Genomic DNA, 21,906 nt, shown 5'->3' on the forward strand with positions numbered 1-21,906 from the left:
ACTCAAAGTGAAAGGTAATGCCATGAAGTCCTTCAACCTAGATCGTCGCCAGTTCCTCGCCGGGTCGGCAGGGCTCGTGGCAACCTCCATGGCCGCGCCCGCCGGGGTCCTGGCGCAGAGCCAGTCGATATCTGCACTGATGCCCGGCGTGCTGCTGCCGGAGAGCCTTCGCGGCCCGGCCGAAGCCGCGACCGGGGCAGCGATCGAGAACCTGCCCTACGTGTCACCGACCGACACGGTCGCAAAGCTCCTCGCGCCGGGGGCGCAGGGCCGGTACGACCTGATCAACAACATGATGAACTTCGTGACCGAGCCCCTGATGGCCGCCGATGCCCTGCAACCGCTCGACCTGTCCAAGGTCCCGAACTGGGATCAGCTGTCGCCCTACTGGCAGTCCCAGGCGGTGATGAAGGATGGCGAAGTCTACATGATCCCCTGCATGTGGGCCTACGACAGCGTGCTCTACAACAAGGACTTCATCCCCGAGGATGACGAAGTCACCCAGAGCTGGGGTGTCATGTTCGACGACCGCTACGCCGGCCGGATCGCGCCGCGCGACGACGCCTACCAGATGATCACCCTGACGGCGCTTCACCTCGGCGTCGAGGAGCCCGCCACGATGTCCCGGTCGGACATCAAGGAAATCCAGGCCTTCCTGATTTCGAAGAAGGCCAATTTCCGGACGCTCTGGAGCAGCTTCGGCGAAGCCGTCAACCTGATGTCGAGCCAGGAAGTCTGGGCCATGGTCGGCTGGATGCCGATGCGGCTTGCGCTGCAGAAGCAGGGCATGAACGTCACCAACAACTGGCCGTCGGAAGGTCTGATGACGTTCCAGAACGGGCTCTTCATCCCCAAGGGGTCGCAGAAGACCGACCTCGCACACGCGGCCGCCAACTTCTTCATCTCGCAGGAATATGCCAGCGAACTGGCCAAGCTGATGGATTACGGCGTCACGAACGAGGCCGTGATCAACGGGTTCTCGCAGGAAACCATCGACCGCGTCGGCTATGATATCTTCGACCGTGGTGTCAAAACCTATCCCTACACCTGGCCGGCCGAGATGGATGCATGGATCGAAGCCTGGAACAGCTTCAAAGTCGCATGACAATGTTTGACCAAGCACAGACCGAAGTCATGAACGACGCCAAGGGGGCTTCCGTGCAAACGGAGGCCTACCTCGAGATCCGCGATGTCGCCAAGCTGTTCGGCGACACCGTCGCGCTTGAACGTGTGAACCTCACCATCCGAAAGGGCGAGTTCTTTTCGCTCCTCGGCCCGTCCGGTTGCGGCAAGACTACGTTGATGCGGATGATCGGCGGCTTCGAAGCGCCGTCATCCGGTGATATCCGCATCGACGGGTCCAGCGTGGTGCATCTCGCGCCGCATTCGCGGCCGACGAACATGGTGTTCCAGAGCCTGGCCCTGTTCCCGCACCTCAATGTGCGCGAGAACATCGCGTTCGGACTGCGGATCGCGGGCCTGTCGAAGAAGGAGATGCGCGACAAGATCGCGTCCGTGCTGTCCGTGATCCGTCTCGAAGACTTTGCGGACCGCGAAGTCTCGGCCCTGTCGGGCGGACAACAGCAGCGGGTCGCCATCGCGCGGGCGCTGGTGAACGAACCCAAGGTGCTCCTGCTCGACGAACCGCTGTCGGCACTGGATTCGAAGTTGCGGGAGGAGATGCAGGAGGAACTTCGGCGCATCCAGAAGCACGTCGGGTCGACCTTCGTTTTCGTCACGCACGACCAGGCCGAGGCCATGTCGATGTCCGACCGCATCGCCGTCATCAATGACGGGCGTCTGCAGCAGATCGGGACCCCCGAGGAGCTCTATGCCAAGCCCCGAAACCGGTTTGTCGCGCACTTCATCGGCAACTCGACCCTGTTCGACGGCGTGGTGGAAAACGGGACCGCTGGGCCCGTCCTCCGGTCGGGCGATCTCGAACTCTCGTGCATGCCGCCTGAAGGCGTATCCATGCCGTTCAAGGCGACCGGTGCGCTCAGGTTCGAATCCGTGTCGGTGTTGCCCGAAGCCGCTGGAAAAGGACGTCTCGCGACAGTCATCTCGCGCAAGTTCCACGGCGCGTTCACGCGGGTCAGGTGCGACATGGACGGGTGCGAGGTCGCGGCCGACGTGAAGCCGACCGGGATGGCCATCGAGCCGGGAAGCAAGGTTCGGCTGGCCTGGGAACCTGACGCTCTGCGTATTCTTCCGACTGTCAACACGATCCCGGACAGCAATCGCTGATCCGTTCTGGCGATCGGCACGCGCGGGCCATCTGGTCTTCGCGGCTGAGAGGCAACACACACCTCGGGCCGGTCAGCGCGCAGGAAGCACGCGCGCTGTCTCGCAACGCGCTGCGCCATGAGCGCTCCGACGATGGAGTCCGCCTTCGCGTGGTGCAATCGGCTTTGGAGACCCGTGCAGCATGAACGTGACCAAGACGCCCAGATCCTGGCTCTTCGTCCCCGGCCATTCGCGCCGGATGATGGACAAGGCGCTTGGCTCCGGCGCCGACGTTTTGATCCTGGATCTCGAGGATGCCGTGGCACCGGAGGCCAAGGCAGATGCCCGCGCCACCGTTGCGGAATTCCTCCAAGAGGTCCCGACCGTGCCCTGCTATGTCCGGGTCAACGCGTTGACCTCCGGCATGACCGGTGCGGATCTGAAAGCAATCGGGTCCCATGCCGCCGGGTTCGTTGTGCCCAAATGCGAAAGTACTGGTGATCTGGACAGGTTCGCGGATCACACGGGCGGCGCTCCGGTGCTCGCCATTGCCCCCGAGACGGTCCGCGCCGTGCGGGCGCTGTTGACGCAGGACTGGTCTCATCCGACGCTGACGGGCCTTGCCTGGGGCGCAGAGGATCTGGCGGCTGACCTGGGCGCTGTCACCAAGCGGGGGCCCGACGGCAGATACCTGTCCCCGTTTGCCATGGCGCGGGATGCCATGCTCTTCGCCGCGAAGGCAGCCGGCGTGGCAGCCGTCGACACCGTCTATGTCGATACCGCAGACACCGACGGGCTTCTGGCCGAAGCAACCGCGTCAGAAAGCATCGGCTTTACCGCCAAGATGGCCATCCACCCACGTCAGGTGCCGCCGATCCACGCGGCTTTCACACCGTCACCCGCCCGTGTCGACTGGGCCCTGAAGGTCGTCGCGGCGCTTCGGGACGCCGGGGGAGGCGTCGCGGTCGTCGAAGGACAAATGGTGGACCGACCGCATCTGCGACAGGCCGAGGCGATCCTGGCGCGCGGTCACTGAAGCCGGTGGTCGTCTGGAGGGTGGGTGCGAAGGCCGGGTATCTGGTCCGTCCGCTCCGCCATCAATCCCTTTGCAAATACCGACAAGCGCCAGACGCGACGCAGAAACAGTCGTGGGTTCAAAGGTCTTTGCCAGGACCATGCGAACTTCTCAGCCTGCGCGCCAAGCCCGTTCCGGGCTGGTCCTGCTGCTGACAGTCGCGGGTCGTCCGGTGCCGGAAGACGGCGACGGATAGGCCGCGGGATGGGGGGACGCTTGCCGCGTGTTCGACCCTGGTTGCCTTGAACTCACGATCAGGGCTTGAGTGCCATGCCTCGGGCCACCGCCATGACCGTGCGCGTCAGCGGCGCGCTGAACGAGGTCGTCGCGACCCATGTCGGCGAAGAGGGCGCCTTAGAGAATGTCAGCGCGTACATCCGGGACCTGATCCGCCGCGACAGGGACCGCGTGGAGCGTGAGGCGTGCGATCGCCTGAAGGCAGAGCCTGACCGCGCCTTCGCTGCGCCCGAGGTCAGCGACAGGCCTGTGACCGCCGCGGAGGTGAGCGCCCGCAATCGGGCCAGACCACATGGCGGCCCTGGGCAGGGCGGCGGGGTCCGTCCGTCCCGACGAGAACCTCCGGTTCACACGCGATGTCCGGGCGAGGCACAGGCCGGGGCCTTTCGTTCCGCCGGGCCTATTCCGTGCCGCAGACCATCGGCCGATCCGCGTCCGACACCCAGTCGATCAGCGACCCGTCATAGAGCGACGCATCGGTCCGGCCAATCAGGTGCAGGGCAAAGTTGGTGCCGCTGGCTGCGATCCCGCCGCCGCAGTAATTGATGATACGCGGGGCGCTCAGCACGCCCGCCGCCTCGAAGATCGCGCGCAGCTCTTCAGGCGGACGCAGCTTCGAGGACCCCGGTTGCAGCAGGTCCCGGACCGGCACGCTGACACTGCCGGGAATGCGGCCAGGGCGCCCGTAATGCGCGCCGCCGGTGCCCGTGAACTGTTCGGCCGACAGCGCGTTCAGCAGCACCGTGCCGTCATCCTCCATGGCCGCCGCAACCTCCTCGGCCCCGACGCGCAGTTCGGACCGCGGACGGGCGGTGAAGGTGCCGGGGCAGGGGGGGCCGGGATCTGCATCGGTCAGGGGCAGGGCCGCCGCTTCCCACGCTTCCTGCCCACCGTCCAGAAGACGCACGTCACGCGCACCGGAGGCCGCAAGAACCCACCAGCAGCGCATGACGGGCACAGGGTGGCCCCGGCCATAGAGCACGATGGTGTCGTCGTCATCGACACCGTTTGCGCGCATCAGTTTCTCGACCGCTGCGGCGGGGGGCAGGCCGTAGGGGATCGTGCCCTCGGGCGCCGACAGATCCTCCCACATGCACAGGTGGCGCGCGCCGGGGATGTGCGCGACCTCCCAGCCGGGACGCCCGCTGATGATGCGCGACCGGCCGACGGGCTGGGGCTCCATCACGGTGGTGCAGTCGAAGATCCGGACCTTCGGGTCGTCGAGGTGGTCGTTCAGCCATTCGGGTGTGCAGAGCATCGCCAGTCCTCCCTCATCGTGCGGCCAGGAACCGCGCCGCGACATTCTCGGCCCAGGCCCCGATGCTGAGCGTCGGCGGCGCGGCTGTCGGGCGCGGGAAGGCTGCCGCGTCGACCACGTAAAGCCCCGGCACGCCATGCACTTCGCCATTGGCCCCGACGACGCCGCCTTCTTCGGGGCGGCCCACGCAGGCCCCGCCCATCGGGTGGACAGTGGCGGGTGTCTTGCCGGCGTAGATCTTGCGCCCGGACCGGCGCGCCATTTCCTGCATGACCTCGTAGATCTGCGCGTAGATCGGGCTGTTCTTCGGATCGAACCGGATGCGGAACCGCCGCCCCTCCGAGGTCGCGACACCGTCCATCGCATCCTCGCCCATGCCGCTGACGACCATCCCGCGCTTCAGCCGCTCGCGCAGGAAACGCGGGAAGGGATAGGCGTTGACGCTGGGCATGTTGTTGCGCCCGATGCCGACCTGCGGAAAGGCGTCGTCGCGCATCTTGATGGCGCCCTTGCTGGGCGTGCCCTCGGAATAATCGCGGTCCGCGTCGTTCAGGTCCCAGAATCCCCGGATGTCGCCGTTGCCGCTGAAGCGCTTGCCCAGCCCCGGCATCCCCTTGAGCCCGCCATAGCGGTCACGGCTTTCCAGCAGCAGACGCAGGGTGTTCAGCGTCCCCGCGCCGACAAAGACGTGATCCGCCTCGATGGCCTTGCGGCCCCCGCCGTCGTGGTCGGTGTAGTCGATGCGGAACCGTTTGCCGCCCTCGGGCAGCGCGGTGATCGAGATCACCTCGCACATCGCCCTGACCTCCAGACCCTGCCGCATGGCCGGGCCGAGATAGATGAAGTCCATCGTCGACTTGGACCCCGACGGCGCGCCGAGAAAGCCATGATCCCCGGTCGCATAGTCGGTTTCCCAGCGGTCGATCCCGGCCTCGGTCTTTACCAGTCTGGGGTTCTTCGGATCCTCGGGGAACCGGAACCCGACGCGCACCTCGTCCTTGGGGATCGCGGGCGCGAAGTCGGGATGGTTGGAGTAGATCTCGACCGCGCCATGCGGCGGCGCATTGTTCGGGCCCGGCCGGGCAGAACCGACGCGGGCGAGGAAGGATGCGTAATGCGGGGCCATCGCCGCCTCGTCCAGATCGTCGCACAGCCCGTCCCAGTAATCGGGACGCGCCGGACGGCGGTGCAATGCGGAATAGACGTGGCTGCCACCGCCCACGCCCGAGGAACAGACCACCTCCATCCCGCGCGAGAAATAGACCTCGAACAGGCCCCGGCGGTTCACCCGCGTGCGTCCCCACGGCAGCCATGGGTGATAGACCGACCGGACAGCGCGCGCGAACAGGCGCATGCCACGCGGCAGCGGCGTGCGATCCGCGATGCCCATCGACCGGACCGGCACCGTGTCCCACCACGGGCCGCGTTCCAGAACCGTTACCTTGACCCCGCCCTCGGCCAGCCGCGCGGCGGTCACGGACCCGCCGAAGCCGCTGCCGATCACGACCGCTTCGGTCGTCTCAGCCTGCATGTGGTTCCTCCCCCGGTCCCGCGTGCTGACTCCCGCGCGGGTTGCTGGTCGTTCACGCGGGCGCCCCGCCGTGTCCGGCCGGACGCCGCTGGCGTCATTTCACTCGGCTGCGGTATCCGTCCGCGCCTCGGGCACGCCATGCACCCGGACCTCGTCGGCATCGTTGTCGACCACGACGTAATTCTCGTAATAGGTCAGCATCGGACGCGCGCCGAACTTCTTTTCCATGTTGTCGGCCCAGTTCTCGTCATACCAGGCCTCTGCCGCTTCGCGGGACTCCCACAGGTAGACGCCGCCACCCCCGGCCTCGCCGTTCAGGTAGTATTTCCGCTTGAGCCCCGGCATCCCGGTGAAGGTGGGGGCCGAGCCGCGCGCCGCCTTGATGGCATCCGCCTCGCTGCGCTGGATGCCCGGAATCTGGACGAGTGCGATAATCATGGTGATGTCCTCCCTATGCGGGGAGTGTCCGCGTCCCGCGCCCGGAGAGTCAACGACATTCCGGCCCCGCTCCATGCGTGAACCGGGCTAGCGGGCGATCACCAGGTCGGCCCTCAGTCCGCCGAGCGTCTTGCTGACCCCCAGGCGGAGGACCCCGCCATGCGCCCGCGCCACATCGGCGGCGATCGACAGGCCCAGCCCGACGCCGCCGCCCTTGTTCCTGTTGCGCGCCGGATCGAGCCGCTGGAACGGCCGCATCGCCGCCTCGCGGTCCTTCTCGGCGATGCCCGGCCCGTCGTCCTCGACACTGATCCTGAGGCTCTTTTCGCCCAGCACGACCGAGACCTCGGCCCGTGTCCCGTGCCGCACCGCGTTACCGATCAGGTTCTCGACCGCGCGCCGGACGGCGGGCGTCCTCAGGTCCATCACTCCCGCGCCCTGCACCTCGCCCAGGCTCACCTCGGCCCCGCCGCGCCGGGCGTCCGCCACGATCTCGCGCACCAGCTGGACGGGCTCCGCCGGTTCCGGCGCATCCTCGGCGCTGCCGCGGGCGAAGGAGAGGAAGCCCTCGATCATCTCCTGCATCTCGGCCACGTCACGCTCCAGCGGCTCGCGGTCCTCGTCGTCCAGCAGCGACAGGCCCAGCCTGAGCCGCGTCAGGGGTGTCCGCAGGTCGTGGCTGACCCCGGACAGCATCAGCGTCCGCTGTTCGACATAGCGTTCGATCCGGTGCCGCATGTCGACGAATGCCTGCCCCGCCGCCCGGACCTCGGTCGCGCCGCCCGGCTTGTAGGGCAGGTTCCGCCCCCGTCCGAAGGCCGCCGACACCTCGGCCAGCCGGGTGATCGGACGCAGCTGGTTGCGCAGGTAGACATAGGCGATCGCCGTCATCAGGCCGCCGAAGAACACCATGTTCACCAGCAGCTGGTGCGGGTTCGAGGCCGAGACCCGCTCCCGGTCGAAGATCAGCTCGATCGGTCCCTCGGGCGTGTCGATGTAGAGGTAGACGTTCCGCTCCACCTCCAGCACCACGCGGCGCAGGCCGGGATGGAACGACTTGAGCCGTTCCGTCACGATGCCGCCGGAAAAGTCGTACCAGACCCGGTCGTCGGCGGGCGGGATCTCTGCCTCGGTGATCGCCCGTGCCTGCATCCCCAGCGGTTCGGTCAGGCCGATCGGCGGCACGCCGCCCGGACCCGGCGTGGCCGCCAGCAGCAGATCGAGCTCGCGGCTAACCGCGGTGGTCATCTGATCCGTCACATCCTCGAAATGTCGTTGGATAAAGACGATGGACACGACAAGCTGGATCACGACCACCGGCAGGATGAGCGTGAGCGTGGCGCGGCCGATCAGGCCCCGTGGCACATATCGTTTGAGCCAGCCGAAGAACATGCGCTAGACCCTATGCGCGCGCCCAGACGGAAGGAAGAGACCATGCAGGCCCCCGACGATTTCAACCCCGAACCGGGCATCGCCGAAACCGTTGCGCCGGGCGTGCGTCGCATTCTCTGCGGCAACCCGTCGGCCTTCACCTATCGCGGCACCAACACCTACCTGCTGGGCAAAGGCCCCGGCATCGCCGTGATCGACCCCGGCCCGCGCAACGCGGCGCATCTGGCGGCGATCCTGGATGCCATCGAGCCCGGCCAGCACGTCAGCCACATCCTCGTCACGCACAGCCACAACGACCACTCACCGCTGGCCGACGAGCTGAAGGCCGCCACCGGCGCACCGATCCTCGCCTATGGCGATTCCTCCGCCGGCCAGTCCGAGGTGATGCAACGCCTCGCCCGCGCGGGCACGCTCGGCGGGGGCGAGGGCGCTGATCCGGACTTCGCCCCCGACCGCCTGATCGCCGACGGCGAGACGGTCACGGGCGACGGCTGGGCGGTGACGACCCACTGGACGCCGGGACATTTCGGCAACCACGCGGTCTTCGACATGGACGGGTTGGTCTTTGCCGGCGATCTGGTGATGGGCTGGTCGACCTCCATCGTCTCGCCGCCGGACGGCGACCTGACCGATTTCATGGCCTCCTGCGACAAGCTCCGCGCCCTTGCGCCGCACCGCCTGTTGCCCGGCCACGGCGCCCCGGTCGAGGACCCGATGGCCCGCATCGACTGGCTGATCGCGCACCGCCGCGCGCGCGAGGCCGCGATACTCGAGGCGCTTGAGGCCGGACCGGCCGACGCGCGAACCCTTGCGGAACGCGTTTATACCGACGTCGCCCCCGCACTGATCCCCGCCGCCGCCCGCAACGTCCTTGCGCATCTCATTGATCTGATGGTGAAATCTCGCGTCGAGCCTCAGGGGGAGCTGACCGCGGCCACGGTCTTTGCCCTCCGGGGCTGACCCCGGAAATTTTCCCGAACTTTCCCGCGGTTTCTCCCTTGCCGCCCCGGAATCAGATTGTTATAGACCGCGCTGTGTTCCGGCGTAGCTCAGCGGTAGAGCAGTTGACTGTTAATCAATTGGTCGTAGGTTCGATCCCTACCGCCGGAGCCAAAATCCCCATTCAGCTCGTTACTGAATGACCCCTCGACGAGGGTCTTCGGCGTTCAGTTTGCGCCCTGAATGGCCTGACGGCATTGGGTCGTGCCACGTCTTCCGCGCGCGCTCTGCATAACCATCTCCCGAAGCCATGCCGGTCCGGAGCGTATTGCGGCGGTGTCCTGTGAACAGGGCGATGTAACGCGTTGGCCGGTCACGCAATCGCCCTCGACCACATCGCACATGCCAGACACGCGAAAGGCGGCGGCAATCTCCTTGCGGAGCTGATGCCTGCGTGGTGCGTCGGCCTTGTCCCGGGCAACACCGGATGGTCTGGCGTCTTGGTAGGCCCGGAGGGATTTGAACCCCCAACCAAAGCGTTATGAGCGCTCTGCTCTAACCGTTGAGCTACAGGCCCGCCATGTCCCTGCTTTATGGGAAACCTCTCTGGACGGTCAAGGCGGGCGGCACGTAACCTGCGCCGCAAAAGGGAGACAGGGACATGACCAGCACAGCCCCGGTGACGAAACAGGTCGGCGATTTCCGCATCACCGCGCTGCAGGACGGCGCGATGATGGGCAACATCGGCCTGATGCCGGATTTCGACGAGGCCAAGGCGCAGGCCTATTGCGACCGGATGGGGGTGGAGTTCACGCGCAAGCGGATGACCTCGGTCAACTGCTTCGTGATCGAGGGGCCGGGCGGGACCGTTCTGGTCGACACCGGCTCGCCGCCCGATTTCAACAAGGACGCGGGCAAGTTCCCCGAAGCATTCGCGGCTGCCGGGTTCAAGCCCGAGGACATCGACACGCTGGTCCTGACGCACCTGCATGTCGATCACTGGGGCAACATGCTGCGCCGCGAGGATGGTGAGCCCTTCTTTCCCAGGGCCGAGGTGGTGGTCACGAAATCCGACTACGACTTCAACCACGACGACGCGATCTTTGCCGGGCTGAACGAGGCGCGGCAGACCGCCGTGACCCGTGCCCGTGCCTGCTGCGCGCCCTACACGGGGCGGATGCGGCTGGTGGCGGACGATGCCGAGATCATGCCGGGCCTGACCTATGTCACAATGCCGGGCCATACGCCGGGCCATTCCGGGGTGCTGATCGAGAGCGGGGGCGAGGTGCTGTTCATCTTCGCCGACCTCGCGCATGCGTGGTTCTGGCAGGCGCCGTTCCCGGACTGGTCCGTGCTCTACGACCTCGACCAGAAGCAGGCGGCGGCCTCGCGCCGCAAGGCGCTGGCGCGGATCGTCGAGAACGGCTGGCCCTGCGCGGGCATGCACACGCCGTTCCCCGGCTGGTGCCGTGTCGAGCCGGATGGCGACGCTTGGCGCATCATCCCGGAAATCTGAGCGCCGGAGGCCGCAGACCCCGCGCCGCCGGTGGACTCGCGGCCTGATCCGATCTATCGGAGGCGCGACACCACCGGAGGGCGGGAATGAGCGGCACGGGCACGGGCAAAAACGGCATCACCTATGCGGATGCGGGCGTGGATATCGACGCGGGCAACGCCCTTGTCGAGCGGATCAAGCCCGCCGCGAAACGCACCAACCGTCCCGGCACGATGTCCGGTCTCGGCGGCTTCGGCGCGCTGTTCGACCTCAAGGGGGCGGGCTACACCGATCCGATCCTCGTCGCCGCGACCGACGGCGTTGGCACCAAGCTGCGCATCGCCATCGACACCGGCCTCGTGGACGGCGTGGGCATCGACCTTGTCGCAATGTGCGTCAATGACCTGGTCTGCCAGGGTGCCGAGCCGCTGTTCTTCCTCGACTACTTCGCCACCGGCAAGCTGTCGGTCGACCACGCCGCGCGTGTGATCGAGGGCATCGCCGAGGGCTGCGTCCGCTCCGGCTGCGCGCTGATCGGCGGCGAGACGGCGGAAATGCCGGGCATGTATCCCGAGGGCGATTTCGACCTCGCCGGTTTTGCGGTCGGCGCGATGGAACGCGGCAGCGACCTGCCGCAGGGCGTCGCCTCGGGCGACGTGCTGCTCGGCATCGCGTCGAACGGCGTGCATTCCAACGGCTACAGCCTCGTCCGCAGGCTGGTCGAACGCTCCGGCCTCGGCTGGGATGCGGCCTGCCCATGGGGCGAGGGGACGCTGGGCGAGGCGCTGCTGGCGCCGACGACGCTCTACGTCAAAGGGGCCATCGCGGCGGTCAAGGACGACTGCGTCAACGCGCTGGCGCACATCACCGGCGGCGGCCTGACCGAGAACCTGCCGCGCGTCCTGCCCGACGGGCTGGGGGCCGAGATCGACCTCGGCGCATGGCCGCTGCCGCCGATCTTCGGCTGGCTGGCCGAGCAGGGCGGCATCGACGAACGCGAACTGCTCAAGACCTTCAACTGCGGCATCGGCATGATCGCCGTGGTTCCCGCGGACAAGGTCGCCGCCGCCCGCGCGCATTTCGAGGCGGCGGGTCACGACGTGGCCGAGATCGGCCGGATCGCCGAAGGGCAGGGGGTCAGCTACCGGGGCGCGCTTCTTTGAAGCGTGTCGCCATCCTCGTCTCGGGCGGCGGGTCGAACATGGTCAAGCTGGTCGAAAGCATGACCGGCGACCACCCCGCGCGTCCCGTTCTCGTCCTGTCGAACGACCCGGACGCGGCCGGTCTGGTCCGCGCCCGCGACATGGGTGTCGCCACCGCCGCCGTCAGCCACAAGCCGTTCAAGGGCGATCGCCCGGCCTTCGAGGCGGCGCTGTCGGAACCGCTTGAGGCGGCCCGGCCCGACATCGTCTGCCTCGCCGGTTTCATGCGGGTGCTGACCGAAGGCTTCGTCCGCCGCTGGCAGGGCCGGATGCTGAACATCCATCCCTCGCTGCTGCCGAAGTATCGCGGTCTGCACACCCACGCCCGCGCGATTGAGGCGGGCGAGACCGAGGCCGGCTGCACCGTCCATGAGGTGACGGCGGAACTGGACGACGGCCCGATCCTCGGACAGGCCCGTGTGCCGGTCCTGCCGGGCGACACGCCCGCCGCTTTGGCCGCCCGCGTTCTGGCGCAGGAACATCAACTCTACCCCGCCGTGCTGCGCCGATTCGCCTCCGGCGACCGCACGCCGCTTTACCTTCCCTAAGGTCCGCCTGCCGCAATCCTTCCCAAGCGAAGGAGTTTACGCTATGACGCCCGGACGCCGGGCGGGGACCGGCGACAACGATAACGGGTCCATATGAAGACTTTGACGACGACCGAGGAACTGGCAGCCTATTGCGCATCGGCAAAAGGGCAGCCCTATGTAACGGTCGATACGGAGTTCCTGCGCGAACGGACGTATTATTCCCAGCTCTGCCTCGTTCAGCTGGCCCTGCCGGGCAAGGATGACAGCAACGCCGTTCTGGTCGATCCGCTGGCCGAGGGCATGTCGCTGGAACCGCTGCACGAGCTTTTCCGCGATACCTCCATCGTCAAGGTCTTCCACGCCGCGCGGCAGGATCTGGAGATTTTCCAGGTCGACGCGGGCGTGATCCCAGAACCGCTCTTCGACACGCAGGTCGCGGCGATGGTCTGCGGCTTCGGGGAACAGGTGGGCTACGAGACGCTGGTCAAGAAGATCGCCCGCCAGCAGCTCGACAAGTCCTCGCGCTTCACCGACTGGTCGCGCCGCCCGCTGACCGACGCCCAGAAGAAATACGCGCTGGCCGATGTCACGCACCTGCGCCAGATCTACGAATTCCTCGACAAGCAGATCAAGTCGGCCGGTCGCGAGAAGTGGGTGGCCGAGGAGATGCAGATCCTCACCGATCCCGAAACCTACATCGTCCACCCCGAGGATGCGTGGGAACGGGTCCGCACCCGCACGAATTCCGGCCGGTTTCTGGCGGTGCTGCGGGAACTTGCGCGCTTTCGTGAAAGCTATGCGCAAAGCCGCAACATCCCGCGCAACCGGGTCTACAAGGACGACGCGCTGGTCGAGCTGGCCTCGACCAAGCCGACCAGCCTGAACGACCTCGGCCGGTCCCGCCTGCTGCTGCGCGAGGCGCGCAAGGGCGACATCGCCGACGGCATCCTCGCCGCCGTCAAGGCCGGGAACGACTGCCCGCCCGAGGACTTCCCAAAGGTCGACACCAGCCGCGACAAGATGCAGGTGAACCCGGCCCTGGCCGACCTGCTGCGCGTCCTTCTGAAGGCGAAAAGCGATGCCTCCGGCGTCGCTGCGCGGCTGATCGCGCCGACCTCGGATCTCGACGCGATTGCTGCGGGCTACCGCGACGTGCCCGCGCTGTCGGGCTGGCGGCACGAGGTCTTCGGCGCGGATGCGCTGCGGCTCTGCAAGGGCGAGGTCGGGCTGGCGGCCCGTGGCGCCCAGGTGGAAATCTTCGAACTCTGACGGTCGCGCGGGCGGCCTTCCGGCTCAGCGCCGGACGGTCATCACGTTGCGCACGCCCGCGACGCGGATGGTCCGCACCTCGCGCAGCACCTCGTCCGACACGTAATGCGCGGCGGTGATCCGGCGGGTCTGCACCGGGCCCACGACGGCAAAGCGCCGCGCGGTCTTGCGAGCCTTCAGCGTATAGGCCAGCACCCCGTCGACCGCCTCGTCGCCTTCGGTGTCCGGATCGACCTTCACCTCGTAGGCGCCCTGGTAGTCGGCCACGCCCTCGACGCGGATGATCGCGCCGCCGGGGATACGCTCCACGGTCAGGCCGGTGATCTGGTCCACCGGCGTGCCGGCATAGACACGCGGCTGGCGGCGCAGCGAAAAGCCCGACGACTCGGGGATCAGCGGGTTCGCATCCGCGCGCGGCGTCGACCGGGCCCCGCCGAACCAGTTCATCGGATTCAGCCGCGACCCGCCGCATCCGGCCAGAAGCGTGGAAGAGATCAGCAGCAGGGCGATGGTCTTGCGCATTCGTGGCCGGCCTTTGCGTCGCGTGGTCCCCATGGGGTTAACCGATCGGCACGGCGTTGAAAAGCGGCAAGGCGCCCCATTTGCCACTCCCCTCTGGACCTCGGCCCCCGGTGCGCATACCTCGGGGCGGAACAGGGGGATGCGCATGGCACAGGACGCCTTCGAAGACATCGTCGCGGATTTCGAGTTCCTCGAGGACTGGGAAGACCGCTATCGCCACGTGATCGAACTGGGCAAGGCCATGCCGCCGCTCGACGACGCGCTGAAATCGCCCGCGACCAAGGTCGACGGCTGCGCCAGCCAGGTCTGGCTGCATCCCAGGATCGAGGGCGGCACCTTCACCTTCGACGGCGACAGCGACGCGCTGATCGTTCGCGGCCTCATCGCCGTCCTGCGCGCGCTCTACAACGATCTGCCGGTGGCCGAGGTCCCCAAGGTGGATGCCGGTGGCCAACTCGCCCGCCTCTCGCTGCAGGATCACCTCTCCGCACAGCGCTCCAACGGCCTGCGCGCGATGATCGCCCGTATCCGCGAAACCGCCGCCGCAGCAGCCTGACGCCCAATTCCGGGCGCGGATCCCCTGCTTCTTCTGGTTCCAAATACTTCGGGGGAGTCGCGGCCTTCAGGCCGCGGCGGGGGCAGAGCCCCCACTTGGGCGCGGGGCGCGCCAGCCCCGCGCAACCCCGCCCGGCAACATCACCCGGACGGGACACCGCGCACCTGCGTCACTCCGTGACGGTGACGCTTTCCATCCGGTCCGGCTCGCCCACGACCTGGCCGTTCCCGCCCTGGCCGCGCTTGATCGCGTCGATCACGTCCATGCCTTCCGTCACGCGCCCGACGACCGTGTACTGGCCGTTCAGATGCGGGGCGGGGGCGAACATGATGAAGAACTGCGAATTGGCGCTGTCGGGATCCTGCGAGCGCGCCATGCCGACCGTGCCGCGCTCGAACGGCACGTCCGAGAATTCGGCCTTCAGGTCCGTCTCGGACGATCCGCCCATCCCGGCGCGGCGCATGTCGCCGCCCTGTTTCGCGAACTCCACATCGCCGGTCTGGGCCATGAAGCCCTCGATCACGCGGTGGAAATAGACGCCGTCATAGGCCCCCGCCTCGGCCAGCGCCTTCAGCCGCGCCGCATGCGCGGGCGCGACATCCTCGGCCAGCTCGATATGGACGGTGCCGTTCGCCTCGCCCCGGATCTCGATGTCGAGACCGGCGGCAAGGGCGGGCAGGGCGGGCAGCCCTGCCAGAACCAGTGCAAGCGCGACCTTACGCATCTGCCGCCACCTTGACCGAGATCATCCGGTCCGGGCTCATCGGCGGCTCGCCGCGGACGATCTTGTCCACGTGCTCCATGCCCGACACGACGCGGCCATAGACCGTGTACTGCCCGTTCAGGAAGTGGTTGTCCTTGAAGTTGATGAAGAACTGCGAGTTGGCCGAGTTCGGGTTCTGCGACCGGGCCGCGCCCAGCGTCCCGCGGTCATGCGGCAGGCGCGAGAATTCGGCCGGCAGGTCCGGCAGATCCGACCCGCCCGTGCCCGCGCGTCGGATGTTGAAGTCGTTTTCCATGTTGGCGAACTGCACGTCGCCGGTCTGGGCCATGAAGCCGTCGATCACCCGGTGAAAGGCCACGTTGTCATAGGCGCCCGAGCGCGCCAGTTCCTTCATCCGCTCGCTGTGCTGGGGTGCCACGTCGGGCAGCAGCTCGATGACGACGGTGCCGTCCTTCAGCTCCATCAGGATGGTGTTCTCGGGGTCCTTGTAATCGGCCATCGCGGCGCTCCTTTGACGTATGGAAACACACTATAAACGAGTGTTTGCGCTACCCCTAAGGCCTGCGGCCCATTTTGCCAAGGTGCCCCTGTTGACCCTTCCGCGATCACCCGCCATGAAGCGCGCGGACATTGGGCTTCAAGGGATTGGAACATGGGCTGGAAGACGCTGGACGAGATGGATCTCGCGGGCAAACGGGTTCTCTGCCGCGTGGATATCAACGTCCCGGTGGACAAGGGCAAAGTCACTGACGACACCCGCATCCGGCGCATCGTTCCGACCGTGCTCGACATCCTCGCCAGGGGCGGCAAGCCCGTCCTGATCGCCCATTTCGACCGCCCCAAGGGCAAGGTCGTGCCGGAAATGAGCCTGCGGGTCACGCTGCCCGCCCTGCGCGCCGCGCTTGGCCGGTCCGTGACCTTCGTCGAAACCCTTGAAGCGCTCGAGGCCGGGACCGAGGAACAGGGCGAGGCCGATGTCCTGCTGCTGGAAAACATCCGCTTCCATCCCGGCGAGGAAAAGAACGATCCCGACTTCTGTGCCCGTCTGGCCGGGCTCGGCGACATCTACTGCAACGATGCCTTTTCCGCCGCGCACCGTGCCCATGCCTCGACCGAGGGCGTCGCGCGTCTGCTGCCCTCCTGCGCGGGCCGTCTGATGCAGGCGGAACTCGAGGCGCTCGAGGCCGCGCTCGGCACGCCGAAACGGCCGGTGGTGGCAGTGGTCGGCGGGGCCAAGGTGTCGACCAAGCTCGACCTGCTGGGCAACCTCGTCGAAAAGGTCGACCACCTCGTGATCGGCGGCGGCATGGCCAACACTTTTCTCGCCGCGCGGGGCATCGACGTCGGCAAGTCGCTGTGTGAACACGAAATGACCGAGACGGCCGAGCAGATCCGCCTCAAGGCGCTGGATCTGGGCTGCAACATCGTCCTTCCCTCGGACGTGGTGGTCGCGCGCGAGTTCAAGGCCGGGGCCGAGAACGAGACGGTTCCGGCGACGGAATGCCCCGACGACGCGATGATCCTCGATGCCGGGCCCGAGGCCGTGAAACGGATCGAGGACCTGTTCGCGGGCGCCGCCACGGTGATCTGGAACGGCCCCCTCGGCGCGTTCGAGATCGAGCCCTTCGACACCGCCACCAACGCGGCGGCCCGTGCGGCGGCCCTGCTGACCAAGGCGGGCAAGCTGATCTCGGTCGCGGGCGGCGGCGACACGGTCGCGGCGCTGAACAAGGCCGGCGCGGCCGAGGCGTTCACCTATGTCTCGACGGCGGGCGGGGCCTTCCTCGAATGGATGGAAGGCAAGACCCTGCCGGGCGTCGCCGCGCTCGAGGGCTGATCGCCGGACTTGATCCGGACGGCCCTCAGGGTGTTTGATGAACGCATTCCTCCAGCGAAAGGGATGCTTTCATCATGCGATTTTACCCGACCATTACCGCCGCGCTGACTGCGGCCTTCATTATTTCCCCCGCCGCGCAGGTGCAGGCGCAGGATGGTCCCAGCCTGTGGGACATCATCAAGCCGGAACGGCTGATCGAACGCGCGGTCCAGACCGGGATCATGGCGCTTCGGACCCAGATGGACGTGGTCTATGGCGACATGACCGTATCGCCCATGACCGGCGAACTGCGGCTGAGCGACGTGACGCTCTATCCGCCCGTGCCATGGCAGACCAAGGAATTCTGCACCGTCACGCTCGACCGGCTGACCTTGCGCTCCGCCGCGCTGGACGAGGTCGACCGGATGCGTTTCGTGGGTCTCGCCTCCGGCGTGTCGGTGTCGCCCGACTGTCTCGACCTGCCGGTTCGGGCGATGGCCGGGGGGATCGGGCTGGTCGGAACGATCCGGGTGCCCACGGTGACGGTGGATCTGGATTACGATGTGCCCTCGGGCGGGGCGTTCGTGCATATGCGGGCGATGATCGACGGCTTTGCCGCGGCCGACCTGACCGCCGATTTCGACTACCTCTGGTTCGAGGATGACGAACCCCGCGATCCGATCCCGGTGGCCTACCTGAAATCCGCGGCGCTCGGGCTGGAAAACCTCGGGGGCTGGGACAGCGTCAAGGGCTTCCTGCCGCCGCCGCTGCTCGATCCCCAGACGGCCGGGCAGGCGGCCGTGCAGTTCCTGCAGTCCGCAATGATCGGCCTGACCGTCGACGCGCCGGAATGGGCGGACACGCAGACCGCCGTCCTGAACTCGGTCTCGACGACCTGGGCGGCCTTCCTCGCGGACCCGCGGGCGATATATCTGGACACCGGTTTCGATCCGGCGGAACCCGTCTACCTCGATCTTGAGACTTATGACGACGAAGGACCGGGCCGCGCGCTGATCGACCTGCAGCCCCGACTGGGGCTGCGCCCGATGCAATCGGCGCCGGCACTCTTGCCGGCGGCCCTCGTTGGGCAGGCGATGAACGATGCCTCGACCCTCTCCGAGGCCGACCGCCGCAAGCTGGGCCTCGCGTTCCTCACCGGCACGGGCGTGCCGCGTCACGTCGCCTTTGGCACGTCGCTCCTGACGCCGCTGGCGGACAAGGGCGATGGCGAGGCGGCGCTGGCACTGGCCAGGAGCACGGCGGGCACGGATGACGAACAGGCCTACAAGCTGGCGATGATCGCCGGGGCCACCCGGACCAAGGGCGCGGTCGCCGTGCTGGACGATATCGAGGCCCGGCTGGGGTTCGAGGACATCCTGCGCATCCAGTTCGACATGGTGGGCAAGGTCGATCACCCGGTCGAGCCCCTGCAGACCGTGGCGGGCATCCGCGAACAGGCGGTGGCGCGGGCGACGGGCGAGGGGGTGCTGCGATCCTACAGCATAGCCGCGCTGTGGTCCGGGCTGGGGGCCGCGCTCGGCGATGCGGAAAGCGCGCTGATGCTGGAGCTCATGGACGAACGCGCGCGGCTGGCCGGACCCGAGGCGCAGGCACTGTGGCGCAAGACGTCGGACGAGGCCGCGGTTCTGGGGCTGCGGGCCTGGTCGCAGATGGACCTGCCCGGTCGATATACCCCGCAATAACGGGGGGCATCGCGTTAGCGCCACCAGAATTGCATCCCCGTCGCCCGTCGCCTAGAACCGGCGCGGGCGGGCGCGCAGGCTCCGTGCGCCCGGATTTTTCACAGGGATTCAGGCGAAAAGATCATGGCGAACGCGAAACAGGCAGACCAGATGCGCAACGGCGGCGGCTTTGTCGCCGCCCTCGACCAGAGCGGCGGCTCCACCCCCAAGGCGCTGAAGCTCTACGGGATCGAGGAAAGCGCCTATTCCTCGGATGCCGAGATGTACGGCCTGATCCACGAGATGCGGACCCGGATCATCAAGTCGCCTGCCTTCACCGGCGAGAAGGTGCTGGGCGCGATCCTGTTCGAACGCACGATGGACGGCGAGATCGACGGGATCCCGGTCGCGGAATACCTGTGGGACAAGCGCGGCGTCGTGCCGTTCCTGAAGGTCGACAAGGGGCTGGCCGACGATGCGGGCGGCGTGCAGGTGATGAAGGCGATGCCCGATCTCGATGCGCTGCTGGAAAAGGCCGTGTCCAAGGGGATTTTCGGCACCAAGATGCGGTCGGTGATCAACGCGGCCACCAAGGACGGTATCGCGCAGGTCGTGGCCCAGCAGTTCGAGGTCGGCAAGCAGATCCTCGGCCACGGGCTGGTGCCGATCATCGAGCCTGAGGTGACGATCTCGATCGCCGACAAGGCCGAAGCCGAGGACATCCTGCGCGACGCCATCGCGGCGGAACTGGACCGGCTGGCGCCCGACCAGGACGTGATGCTGAAACTGACGCTGCCCGAAACGGCGAACCATTATGCCTCGCTGATCGCGCATCCCCGCGTGCTGCGCGTCGTGGCCCTGTCGGGCGGGTATTCGCGCGAGGAGGCGAACCGCCGCCTGTCCGAGAACGCGGGCATGATCGCGTCCTTCAGCCGCGCGCTTACCGAGGGGCTGTCGGCGCAGCAGTCGGACACGGATTTCGACGCGACGCTGGCGCAGACAATCGACGAGATCCACCAGGCGTCGATCGCGGGCTGATGCGCGGTTGCGCGGGGCCGGGGGCCCCGCGCCGAAGAGGGGGCTCTGCCCCCGCCGGCCCGTTCCGGGCCGACTCCCCCGAAGTATTTCTGACCAGAAGAAGCAGGGGCGGCTGCGCGGTTTCGTTGCGGGGGCGCATCTGTGGCACAGTGGGCCGGTGAATTTGCGGTGAGGGGGATTCCCTTTGCGAATCAGCTGTGTCATGGTGCCGTCATCGCCCGAAGAAGGCGGTGAATGAGGCAGTAATGACCGTCAGCAGTCGTCCCGCCATCGGAGCGGTGGTTTTCTTTGTCGTGGCTTTCGCGCTCGGGCTCTATTTCACCTTTGCCGCCGTGCAGGGGGATTACGGGCTGTTCCGCCGCGCCGAGATCCAGGCCGAGAAGCAGGAGCTGTCGCGCCAGCTGAGCCTTCTGCAGGCCGAGGTCGCGCGGCTGGAGAACCTGACGCGGCGCATGTCCGACGATTACCTCGACCTCGACCTGCTGGACGAACAGGCGCGCGAGGTGCTGGGCATGACGCGCACGGACGAGATCGTCATCCGCTAGACACGCGAAAGGGGCCGCCCGTGCGGACGACCCCATCCCGGAGAAGCTCGGGGTGTATCAGCCAGCCTGGCCGGCCGGCAGGAGCACGCGGTCGATCACGTGGACCACGCCGTTCGACTGGTCGACATCCGCCGTGGTGACGGTGGCGATGCGGCCGTTTTCGTCCTTCAGCTTCAGTTCGCTGCCTTCCATGTAGGCCTCGAGGTTGCAGCCGCCCACGGTCGGCACGACATGCATCCCGCCGTCGTCCGAGATCATGCCCGCGATATCGGTCGAGAAGGCCTCGGTCGCGACCACGTGGCAGGTCAGGATCTGGCGCAGCTGGTCAACGTTGCCTTCCTCCATCAGCGCGTTCAGCGAGGTTTCGGAGATCATGCCGAAGGCGCTGTCGGTCGGGGCGAAGACGGTGAACGGCCCGTCGCCCATCAGGGTTTCGGCCAGGCCCGCGGCCTTCACCGCGGCGACCAGCGTGCTGAGGTTCGGCGCATTGGATGCGTTCTCGGCGATGGTCATGTCTTCCATCATCGGCGCGCCGCCGACGGTCGGATTGGCGGCGAGCGCCGCCGTTGCGGCCAGTGCCCCGGTTGCGGTGATGGCGGCTGCTTTGAAAAAGCGCGAAATGGTCATGGATACCTCCTGTTTGTCTGCTGAGGATCTCGTCCTCGGATGCCCCAAACTACGGCGGCTTCGCGGCGGCAGTTTCGAAGTTCACGAATTCGTCATCGGGCGCCCTGCAAGCTCGCCGAGGCGAGCGAATGCGGTTCCGCTTGCCAGGTGCAGGCGTCGATGCGCTAATCGATGCGTGGACCTGCAGAACCGGGTGACAGCGCCCGTGACCTCTGCATCTTGGGGAGGGAGGGGCCATGAAGACCGATCACGATCATCTGCGTCACGCCGTCGAGATTGCGCGGCAGAGCCGGGCAGGCGGCAACCACCCGTTCGGCGCGCTGCTTGTCGGACCGGAGGGCGAAGTGCTGCTGACGTCCGGCAATACATATGCCACCGACCGCGGCACAGGTCATGCGGAGGCGAATGTCGCGCAGGCGGCGGCCCGGGCGTTCGAGCCGGATTTCCTGGAAGGTTGTACGCTGGTCACTTCGGTCGAGCCCTGCTGCATGTGCGCCGGGGCGGCCTACTGGGCCGGCATCGGTGCGGTTGTCTACGGTATGAGCGAGAAGCGACTGGCCGAACTGACGGGCGACAATCCAGAGAACCTGACGCTCGACCTGAGTTGCAGGCAGGTGTTCGCGGCGGGGCGACGTCCCGTGGCTGTGCGCGGGCCGTTCCCGGAACTCGAGGCCGAAATTGCCGAAGGTCACAAGGGCTTCTGGTGATCCTCAGGTCGGTTTCACGGCCATGCATTGCCGGATCGCCGCGTGCGTCAAATTCGCTCTCGCATGCCGTGACGGAATGTTGTAGCAATTAGTTTAA

22 protein-coding genes, 2 tRNA genes and 1 pseudogene are annotated in these 21,906 nt (G+C 67.2%); 16 read left to right on the forward strand and 9 right to left on the reverse strand.

From position 1 onward, the window contains the following. The first annotated feature begins 22 nt into the window (after positions 1 to 22). The 4 genes and pseudogenes from ATO6_RS10305 to ATO6_RS25585 all read left to right on the forward strand — a co-directional run. Entirely contained in the window at positions 23 to 1,105 is a 1,083-nt protein-coding gene (locus tag ATO6_RS10305) for a PotD/PotF family extracellular solute-binding protein (protein ID WP_176440890.1), read from the forward strand. 2 nt (positions 1,106 to 1,107) lie between these two features. Next, complete coding sequence (locus ATO6_RS10310) at positions 1,108 to 2,247, forward strand: ABC transporter ATP-binding protein (RefSeq protein WP_254919117.1); 1,140 nt, start codon at positions 1,108 to 1,110, stop codon at positions 2,245 to 2,247. Positions 2,248 to 2,428: 181 nt separating this feature from the next. Continuing rightward, a complete protein-coding gene (locus ATO6_RS10315; RefSeq protein ID WP_088623924.1) occupies positions 2,429 to 3,262 on the forward strand; it encodes a CoA ester lyase in 834 nt (277 codons plus the stop codon). 309 nt (positions 3,263 to 3,571) lie between these two features. After that, a pseudogene (locus ATO6_RS25585) lies at positions 3,572 to 3,820 on the forward strand (addiction module antitoxin); the annotation flags it as partial. 118 nt (positions 3,821 to 3,938) lie between these two features. Here the strand turns inward: ATO6_RS25585 and ATO6_RS10325 are convergent. The 4 genes from ATO6_RS10325 to ATO6_RS10340 all read right to left on the reverse strand — a co-directional run bounded on the left by ATO6_RS10325 (position 3,939) and on the right by ATO6_RS10340 (position 8,157). Continuing rightward, positions 3,939 to 4,796: a sulfurtransferase gene (locus tag ATO6_RS10325; protein ID WP_176440891.1), complete on the reverse strand. Its 858-nt coding sequence runs from the start codon at positions 4,794 to 4,796 to the stop codon at positions 3,939 to 3,941. A gap of 13 nt (positions 4,797 to 4,809) precedes the next feature. Next, entirely contained in the window at positions 4,810 to 6,327 is a 1,518-nt protein-coding gene (locus ATO6_RS10330) for a GMC oxidoreductase (RefSeq protein WP_088623926.1), read from the reverse strand. A gap of 99 nt (positions 6,328 to 6,426) precedes the next feature. Further along, on the reverse strand, positions 6,427 to 6,765 hold the full coding sequence (locus ATO6_RS10335) for a monooxygenase (protein WP_088623927.1): 339 nt from the start codon (positions 6,763 to 6,765) through the stop codon (positions 6,427 to 6,429). An 87-nt stretch (positions 6,766 to 6,852) separates the two neighbouring features. Then, a complete protein-coding gene (locus tag ATO6_RS10340) occupies positions 6,853 to 8,157 on the reverse strand; it encodes an ATP-binding protein (protein WP_088623928.1) in 1,305 nt (434 codons plus the stop codon). Positions 8,158 to 8,199: 42 nt separating this feature from the next. Here ATO6_RS10340 and ATO6_RS10345 point away from each other — a divergent pair, with 42 nt between their 5' ends. Then, entirely contained in the window at positions 8,200 to 9,117 is a 918-nt protein-coding gene (locus tag ATO6_RS10345; RefSeq protein ID WP_088623929.1) for an MBL fold metallo-hydrolase, read from the forward strand. 78 nt (positions 9,118 to 9,195) lie between these two features. After that, a tRNA-Asn gene (locus ATO6_RS10350) sits at positions 9,196 to 9,270 on the forward strand. A 327-nt stretch (positions 9,271 to 9,597) separates the two neighbouring features. Here the strand turns inward: ATO6_RS10350 and ATO6_RS10355 are convergent. After that, a tRNA-Ile gene (locus ATO6_RS10355) sits at positions 9,598 to 9,673 on the reverse strand. Positions 9,674 to 9,757: 84 nt separating this feature from the next. On the opposite strand from ATO6_RS10355, the gene ATO6_RS10360 reads away from it, so the two are divergent. The 4 genes from ATO6_RS10360 to rnd all read left to right on the forward strand — a co-directional run bounded on the left by ATO6_RS10360 (position 9,758) and on the right by rnd (position 13,592). Beyond that, complete coding sequence (locus ATO6_RS10360; RefSeq protein WP_088623930.1) at positions 9,758 to 10,612, forward strand: MBL fold metallo-hydrolase; 855 nt, start codon at positions 9,758 to 9,760, stop codon at positions 10,610 to 10,612. A gap of 86 nt (positions 10,613 to 10,698) precedes the next feature. Beyond that, on the forward strand, positions 10,699 to 11,754 hold the full coding sequence (purM, locus tag ATO6_RS10365) for a phosphoribosylformylglycinamidine cyclo-ligase (protein WP_088623931.1): 1,056 nt from the start codon (positions 10,699 to 10,701) through the stop codon (positions 11,752 to 11,754). Beyond that, on the forward strand, positions 11,751 to 12,341 hold the full coding sequence (gene purN, locus ATO6_RS10370) for a phosphoribosylglycinamide formyltransferase (RefSeq protein ID WP_088623932.1): 591 nt from the start codon (positions 11,751 to 11,753) through the stop codon (positions 12,339 to 12,341). Before purM ends, purN begins: the two co-directional genes overlap by 4 nt. 93 nt (positions 12,342 to 12,434) lie before the next feature. Beyond that, positions 12,435 to 13,592, forward strand: a complete 1,158-nt coding sequence (rnd, locus tag ATO6_RS10375; protein WP_088623933.1) for a ribonuclease D — start codon at positions 12,435 to 12,437, stop codon at positions 13,590 to 13,592. Positions 13,593 to 13,616: 24 nt separating this feature from the next. On the opposite strand, the gene ATO6_RS10380 is transcribed toward rnd, so the two are convergent. Next, the gene (locus ATO6_RS10380) at positions 13,617 to 14,114 is read right to left on the reverse strand and encodes a hypothetical protein (RefSeq protein ID WP_088623934.1); all 498 of its coding nucleotides are present in this window, start codon (positions 14,112 to 14,114) and stop codon (positions 13,617 to 13,619) included. Between the two features lie 145 nt (positions 14,115 to 14,259). Here ATO6_RS10380 and ATO6_RS10385 point away from each other — a divergent pair, with 145 nt between their 5' ends. Then, positions 14,260 to 14,670, forward strand: coding sequence for a SufE family protein (locus ATO6_RS10385; protein ID WP_088624197.1), 411 nt, complete (start codon positions 14,260 to 14,262; stop codon positions 14,668 to 14,670). A gap of 169 nt (positions 14,671 to 14,839) precedes the next feature. Here ATO6_RS10385 and ATO6_RS10390 read toward each other — a convergent pair whose 3' ends face one another. Both ATO6_RS10390 and ATO6_RS10395 read right to left on the reverse strand, forming a co-directional pair. Further along, positions 14,840 to 15,394, reverse strand: coding sequence for a peptidylprolyl isomerase (locus ATO6_RS10390; protein WP_088623935.1), 555 nt, complete (start codon positions 15,392 to 15,394; stop codon positions 14,840 to 14,842). Continuing rightward, positions 15,387 to 15,893 carry a peptidylprolyl isomerase gene (locus ATO6_RS10395; RefSeq protein WP_088623936.1) on the reverse strand — a complete coding sequence of 169 codons (507 nt, stop codon included), beginning with the start codon at positions 15,891 to 15,893 and terminating at the stop codon, positions 15,387 to 15,389. Before ATO6_RS10395 ends, ATO6_RS10390 begins: the two co-directional genes overlap by 8 nt. A 153-nt stretch (positions 15,894 to 16,046) precedes the next feature. On the opposite strand from ATO6_RS10395, the gene pgk reads away from it, so the two are divergent. The 4 genes from pgk (at position 16,047) to ATO6_RS10415 (ending at position 20,475) form a co-directional block, all read left to right on the forward strand. Next, positions 16,047 to 17,231 (forward strand): phosphoglycerate kinase, encoded by a 1,185-nt coding sequence (gene pgk, locus ATO6_RS10400; protein WP_088623937.1) that lies wholly within the window; start codon positions 16,047 to 16,049, stop codon positions 17,229 to 17,231. A gap of 74 nt (positions 17,232 to 17,305) precedes the next feature. Further along, a complete protein-coding gene (locus ATO6_RS10405; protein WP_088623938.1) occupies positions 17,306 to 18,913 on the forward strand; it encodes a hypothetical protein in 1,608 nt (535 codons plus the stop codon). 123 nt (positions 18,914 to 19,036) lie between these two features. After that, complete coding sequence (locus ATO6_RS10410) at positions 19,037 to 19,930, forward strand: fructose bisphosphate aldolase (protein WP_088623939.1); 894 nt, start codon at positions 19,037 to 19,039, stop codon at positions 19,928 to 19,930. 245 nt (positions 19,931 to 20,175) lie between these two features. After that, positions 20,176 to 20,475 (forward strand): septum formation initiator family protein, encoded by a 300-nt coding sequence (locus ATO6_RS10415; protein ID WP_088623940.1) that lies wholly within the window; start codon positions 20,176 to 20,178, stop codon positions 20,473 to 20,475. 57 nt (positions 20,476 to 20,532) lie between these two features. Here the strand turns inward: ATO6_RS10415 and ATO6_RS10420 are convergent, their stop codons facing one another. Then, on the reverse strand, positions 20,533 to 21,102 hold the full coding sequence (locus ATO6_RS10420) for a fasciclin domain-containing protein (protein ID WP_088623941.1): 570 nt from the start codon (positions 21,100 to 21,102) through the stop codon (positions 20,533 to 20,535). 236 nt (positions 21,103 to 21,338) lie between these two features. Between ATO6_RS10420 and ATO6_RS10425 the strand changes: the two genes are divergently transcribed. Continuing rightward, entirely contained in the window at positions 21,339 to 21,809 is a 471-nt protein-coding gene (locus tag ATO6_RS10425; RefSeq protein WP_088623942.1) for a nucleoside deaminase, read from the forward strand. Positions 21,810 to 21,906 lie beyond the last annotated feature (97 nt).

It is taken from the genome of Oceanicola sp. 22II-s10i, assembly GCF_002210105.1.
Classification (GTDB): Bacteria; Pseudomonadota; Alphaproteobacteria; order Rhodobacterales; family Rhodobacteraceae; genus Pseudooceanicola.

What these genes read in the sequence shown, in the direction of transcription:
- ATO6_RS10340 (WP_088623928.1), bottom strand. Translation starts at nt 8,157, where the DNA reads ATGTTCTTCGGCTGGCTCAAACGATATGTGCCACGGGGCCTGATCGGC.
- ATO6_RS10415 (WP_088623940.1), top strand. Translation starts at nt 20,176, where the DNA reads ATGACCGTCAGCAGTCGTCCCGCCATCGGAGCGGTGGTTTTCTTTGTC.
- purM (WP_088623931.1), top strand. Translation starts at nt 10,699, where the DNA reads ATGAGCGGCACGGGCACGGGCAAAAACGGCATCACCTATGCGGATGCG.
- ATO6_RS10420 (WP_088623941.1), bottom strand. Translation starts at nt 21,102, where the DNA reads ATGACCATTTCGCGCTTTTTCAAAGCAGCCGCCATCACCGCAACCGGG.
- ATO6_RS10335 (WP_088623927.1), bottom strand. Translation starts at nt 6,765, where the DNA reads ATGATTATCGCACTCGTCCAGATTCCGGGCATCCAGCGCAGCGAGGCG.
- ATO6_RS10330 (WP_088623926.1), bottom strand. Translation starts at nt 6,327, where the DNA reads ATGCAGGCTGAGACGACCGAAGCGGTCGTGATCGGCAGCGGCTTCGGC.
- ATO6_RS10360 (WP_088623930.1), top strand. Translation starts at nt 9,758, where the DNA reads ATGACCAGCACAGCCCCGGTGACGAAACAGGTCGGCGATTTCCGCATC.
- rnd (WP_088623933.1), top strand. Translation starts at nt 12,435, where the DNA reads ATGAAGACTTTGACGACGACCGAGGAACTGGCAGCCTATTGCGCATCG.
- pgk (WP_088623937.1), top strand. Translation starts at nt 16,047, where the DNA reads ATGGGCTGGAAGACGCTGGACGAGATGGATCTCGCGGGCAAACGGGTT.
- ATO6_RS10315 (WP_088623924.1), top strand. Translation starts at nt 2,429, where the DNA reads ATGAACGTGACCAAGACGCCCAGATCCTGGCTCTTCGTCCCCGGCCAT.
- ATO6_RS10345 (WP_088623929.1), top strand. Translation starts at nt 8,200, where the DNA reads ATGCAGGCCCCCGACGATTTCAACCCCGAACCGGGCATCGCCGAAACC.
- ATO6_RS10395 (WP_088623936.1), bottom strand. Translation starts at nt 15,893, where the DNA reads ATGGCCGATTACAAGGACCCCGAGAACACCATCCTGATGGAGCTGAAG.
- ATO6_RS10380 (WP_088623934.1), bottom strand. Translation starts at nt 14,114, where the DNA reads ATGCGCAAGACCATCGCCCTGCTGCTGATCTCTTCCACGCTTCTGGCC.
- ATO6_RS10310 (WP_254919117.1), top strand. Translation starts at nt 1,108, where the DNA reads ATGTTTGACCAAGCACAGACCGAAGTCATGAACGACGCCAAGGGGGCT.
- ATO6_RS10325 (WP_176440891.1), bottom strand. Translation starts at nt 4,796, where the DNA reads ATGCTCTGCACACCCGAATGGCTGAACGACCACCTCGACGACCCGAAG.
- ATO6_RS10305 (WP_176440890.1), top strand. Translation starts at nt 23, where the DNA reads ATGAAGTCCTTCAACCTAGATCGTCGCCAGTTCCTCGCCGGGTCGGCA.
- ATO6_RS10390 (WP_088623935.1), bottom strand. Translation starts at nt 15,394, where the DNA reads ATGCGTAAGGTCGCGCTTGCACTGGTTCTGGCAGGGCTGCCCGCCCTG.
- ATO6_RS10425 (WP_088623942.1), top strand. Translation starts at nt 21,339, where the DNA reads ATGAAGACCGATCACGATCATCTGCGTCACGCCGTCGAGATTGCGCGG.
- ATO6_RS10405 (WP_088623938.1), top strand. Translation starts at nt 17,306, where the DNA reads ATGCGATTTTACCCGACCATTACCGCCGCGCTGACTGCGGCCTTCATT.
- ATO6_RS10410 (WP_088623939.1), top strand. Translation starts at nt 19,037, where the DNA reads ATGGCGAACGCGAAACAGGCAGACCAGATGCGCAACGGCGGCGGCTTT.
- ATO6_RS10385 (WP_088624197.1), top strand. Translation starts at nt 14,260, where the DNA reads ATGGCACAGGACGCCTTCGAAGACATCGTCGCGGATTTCGAGTTCCTC.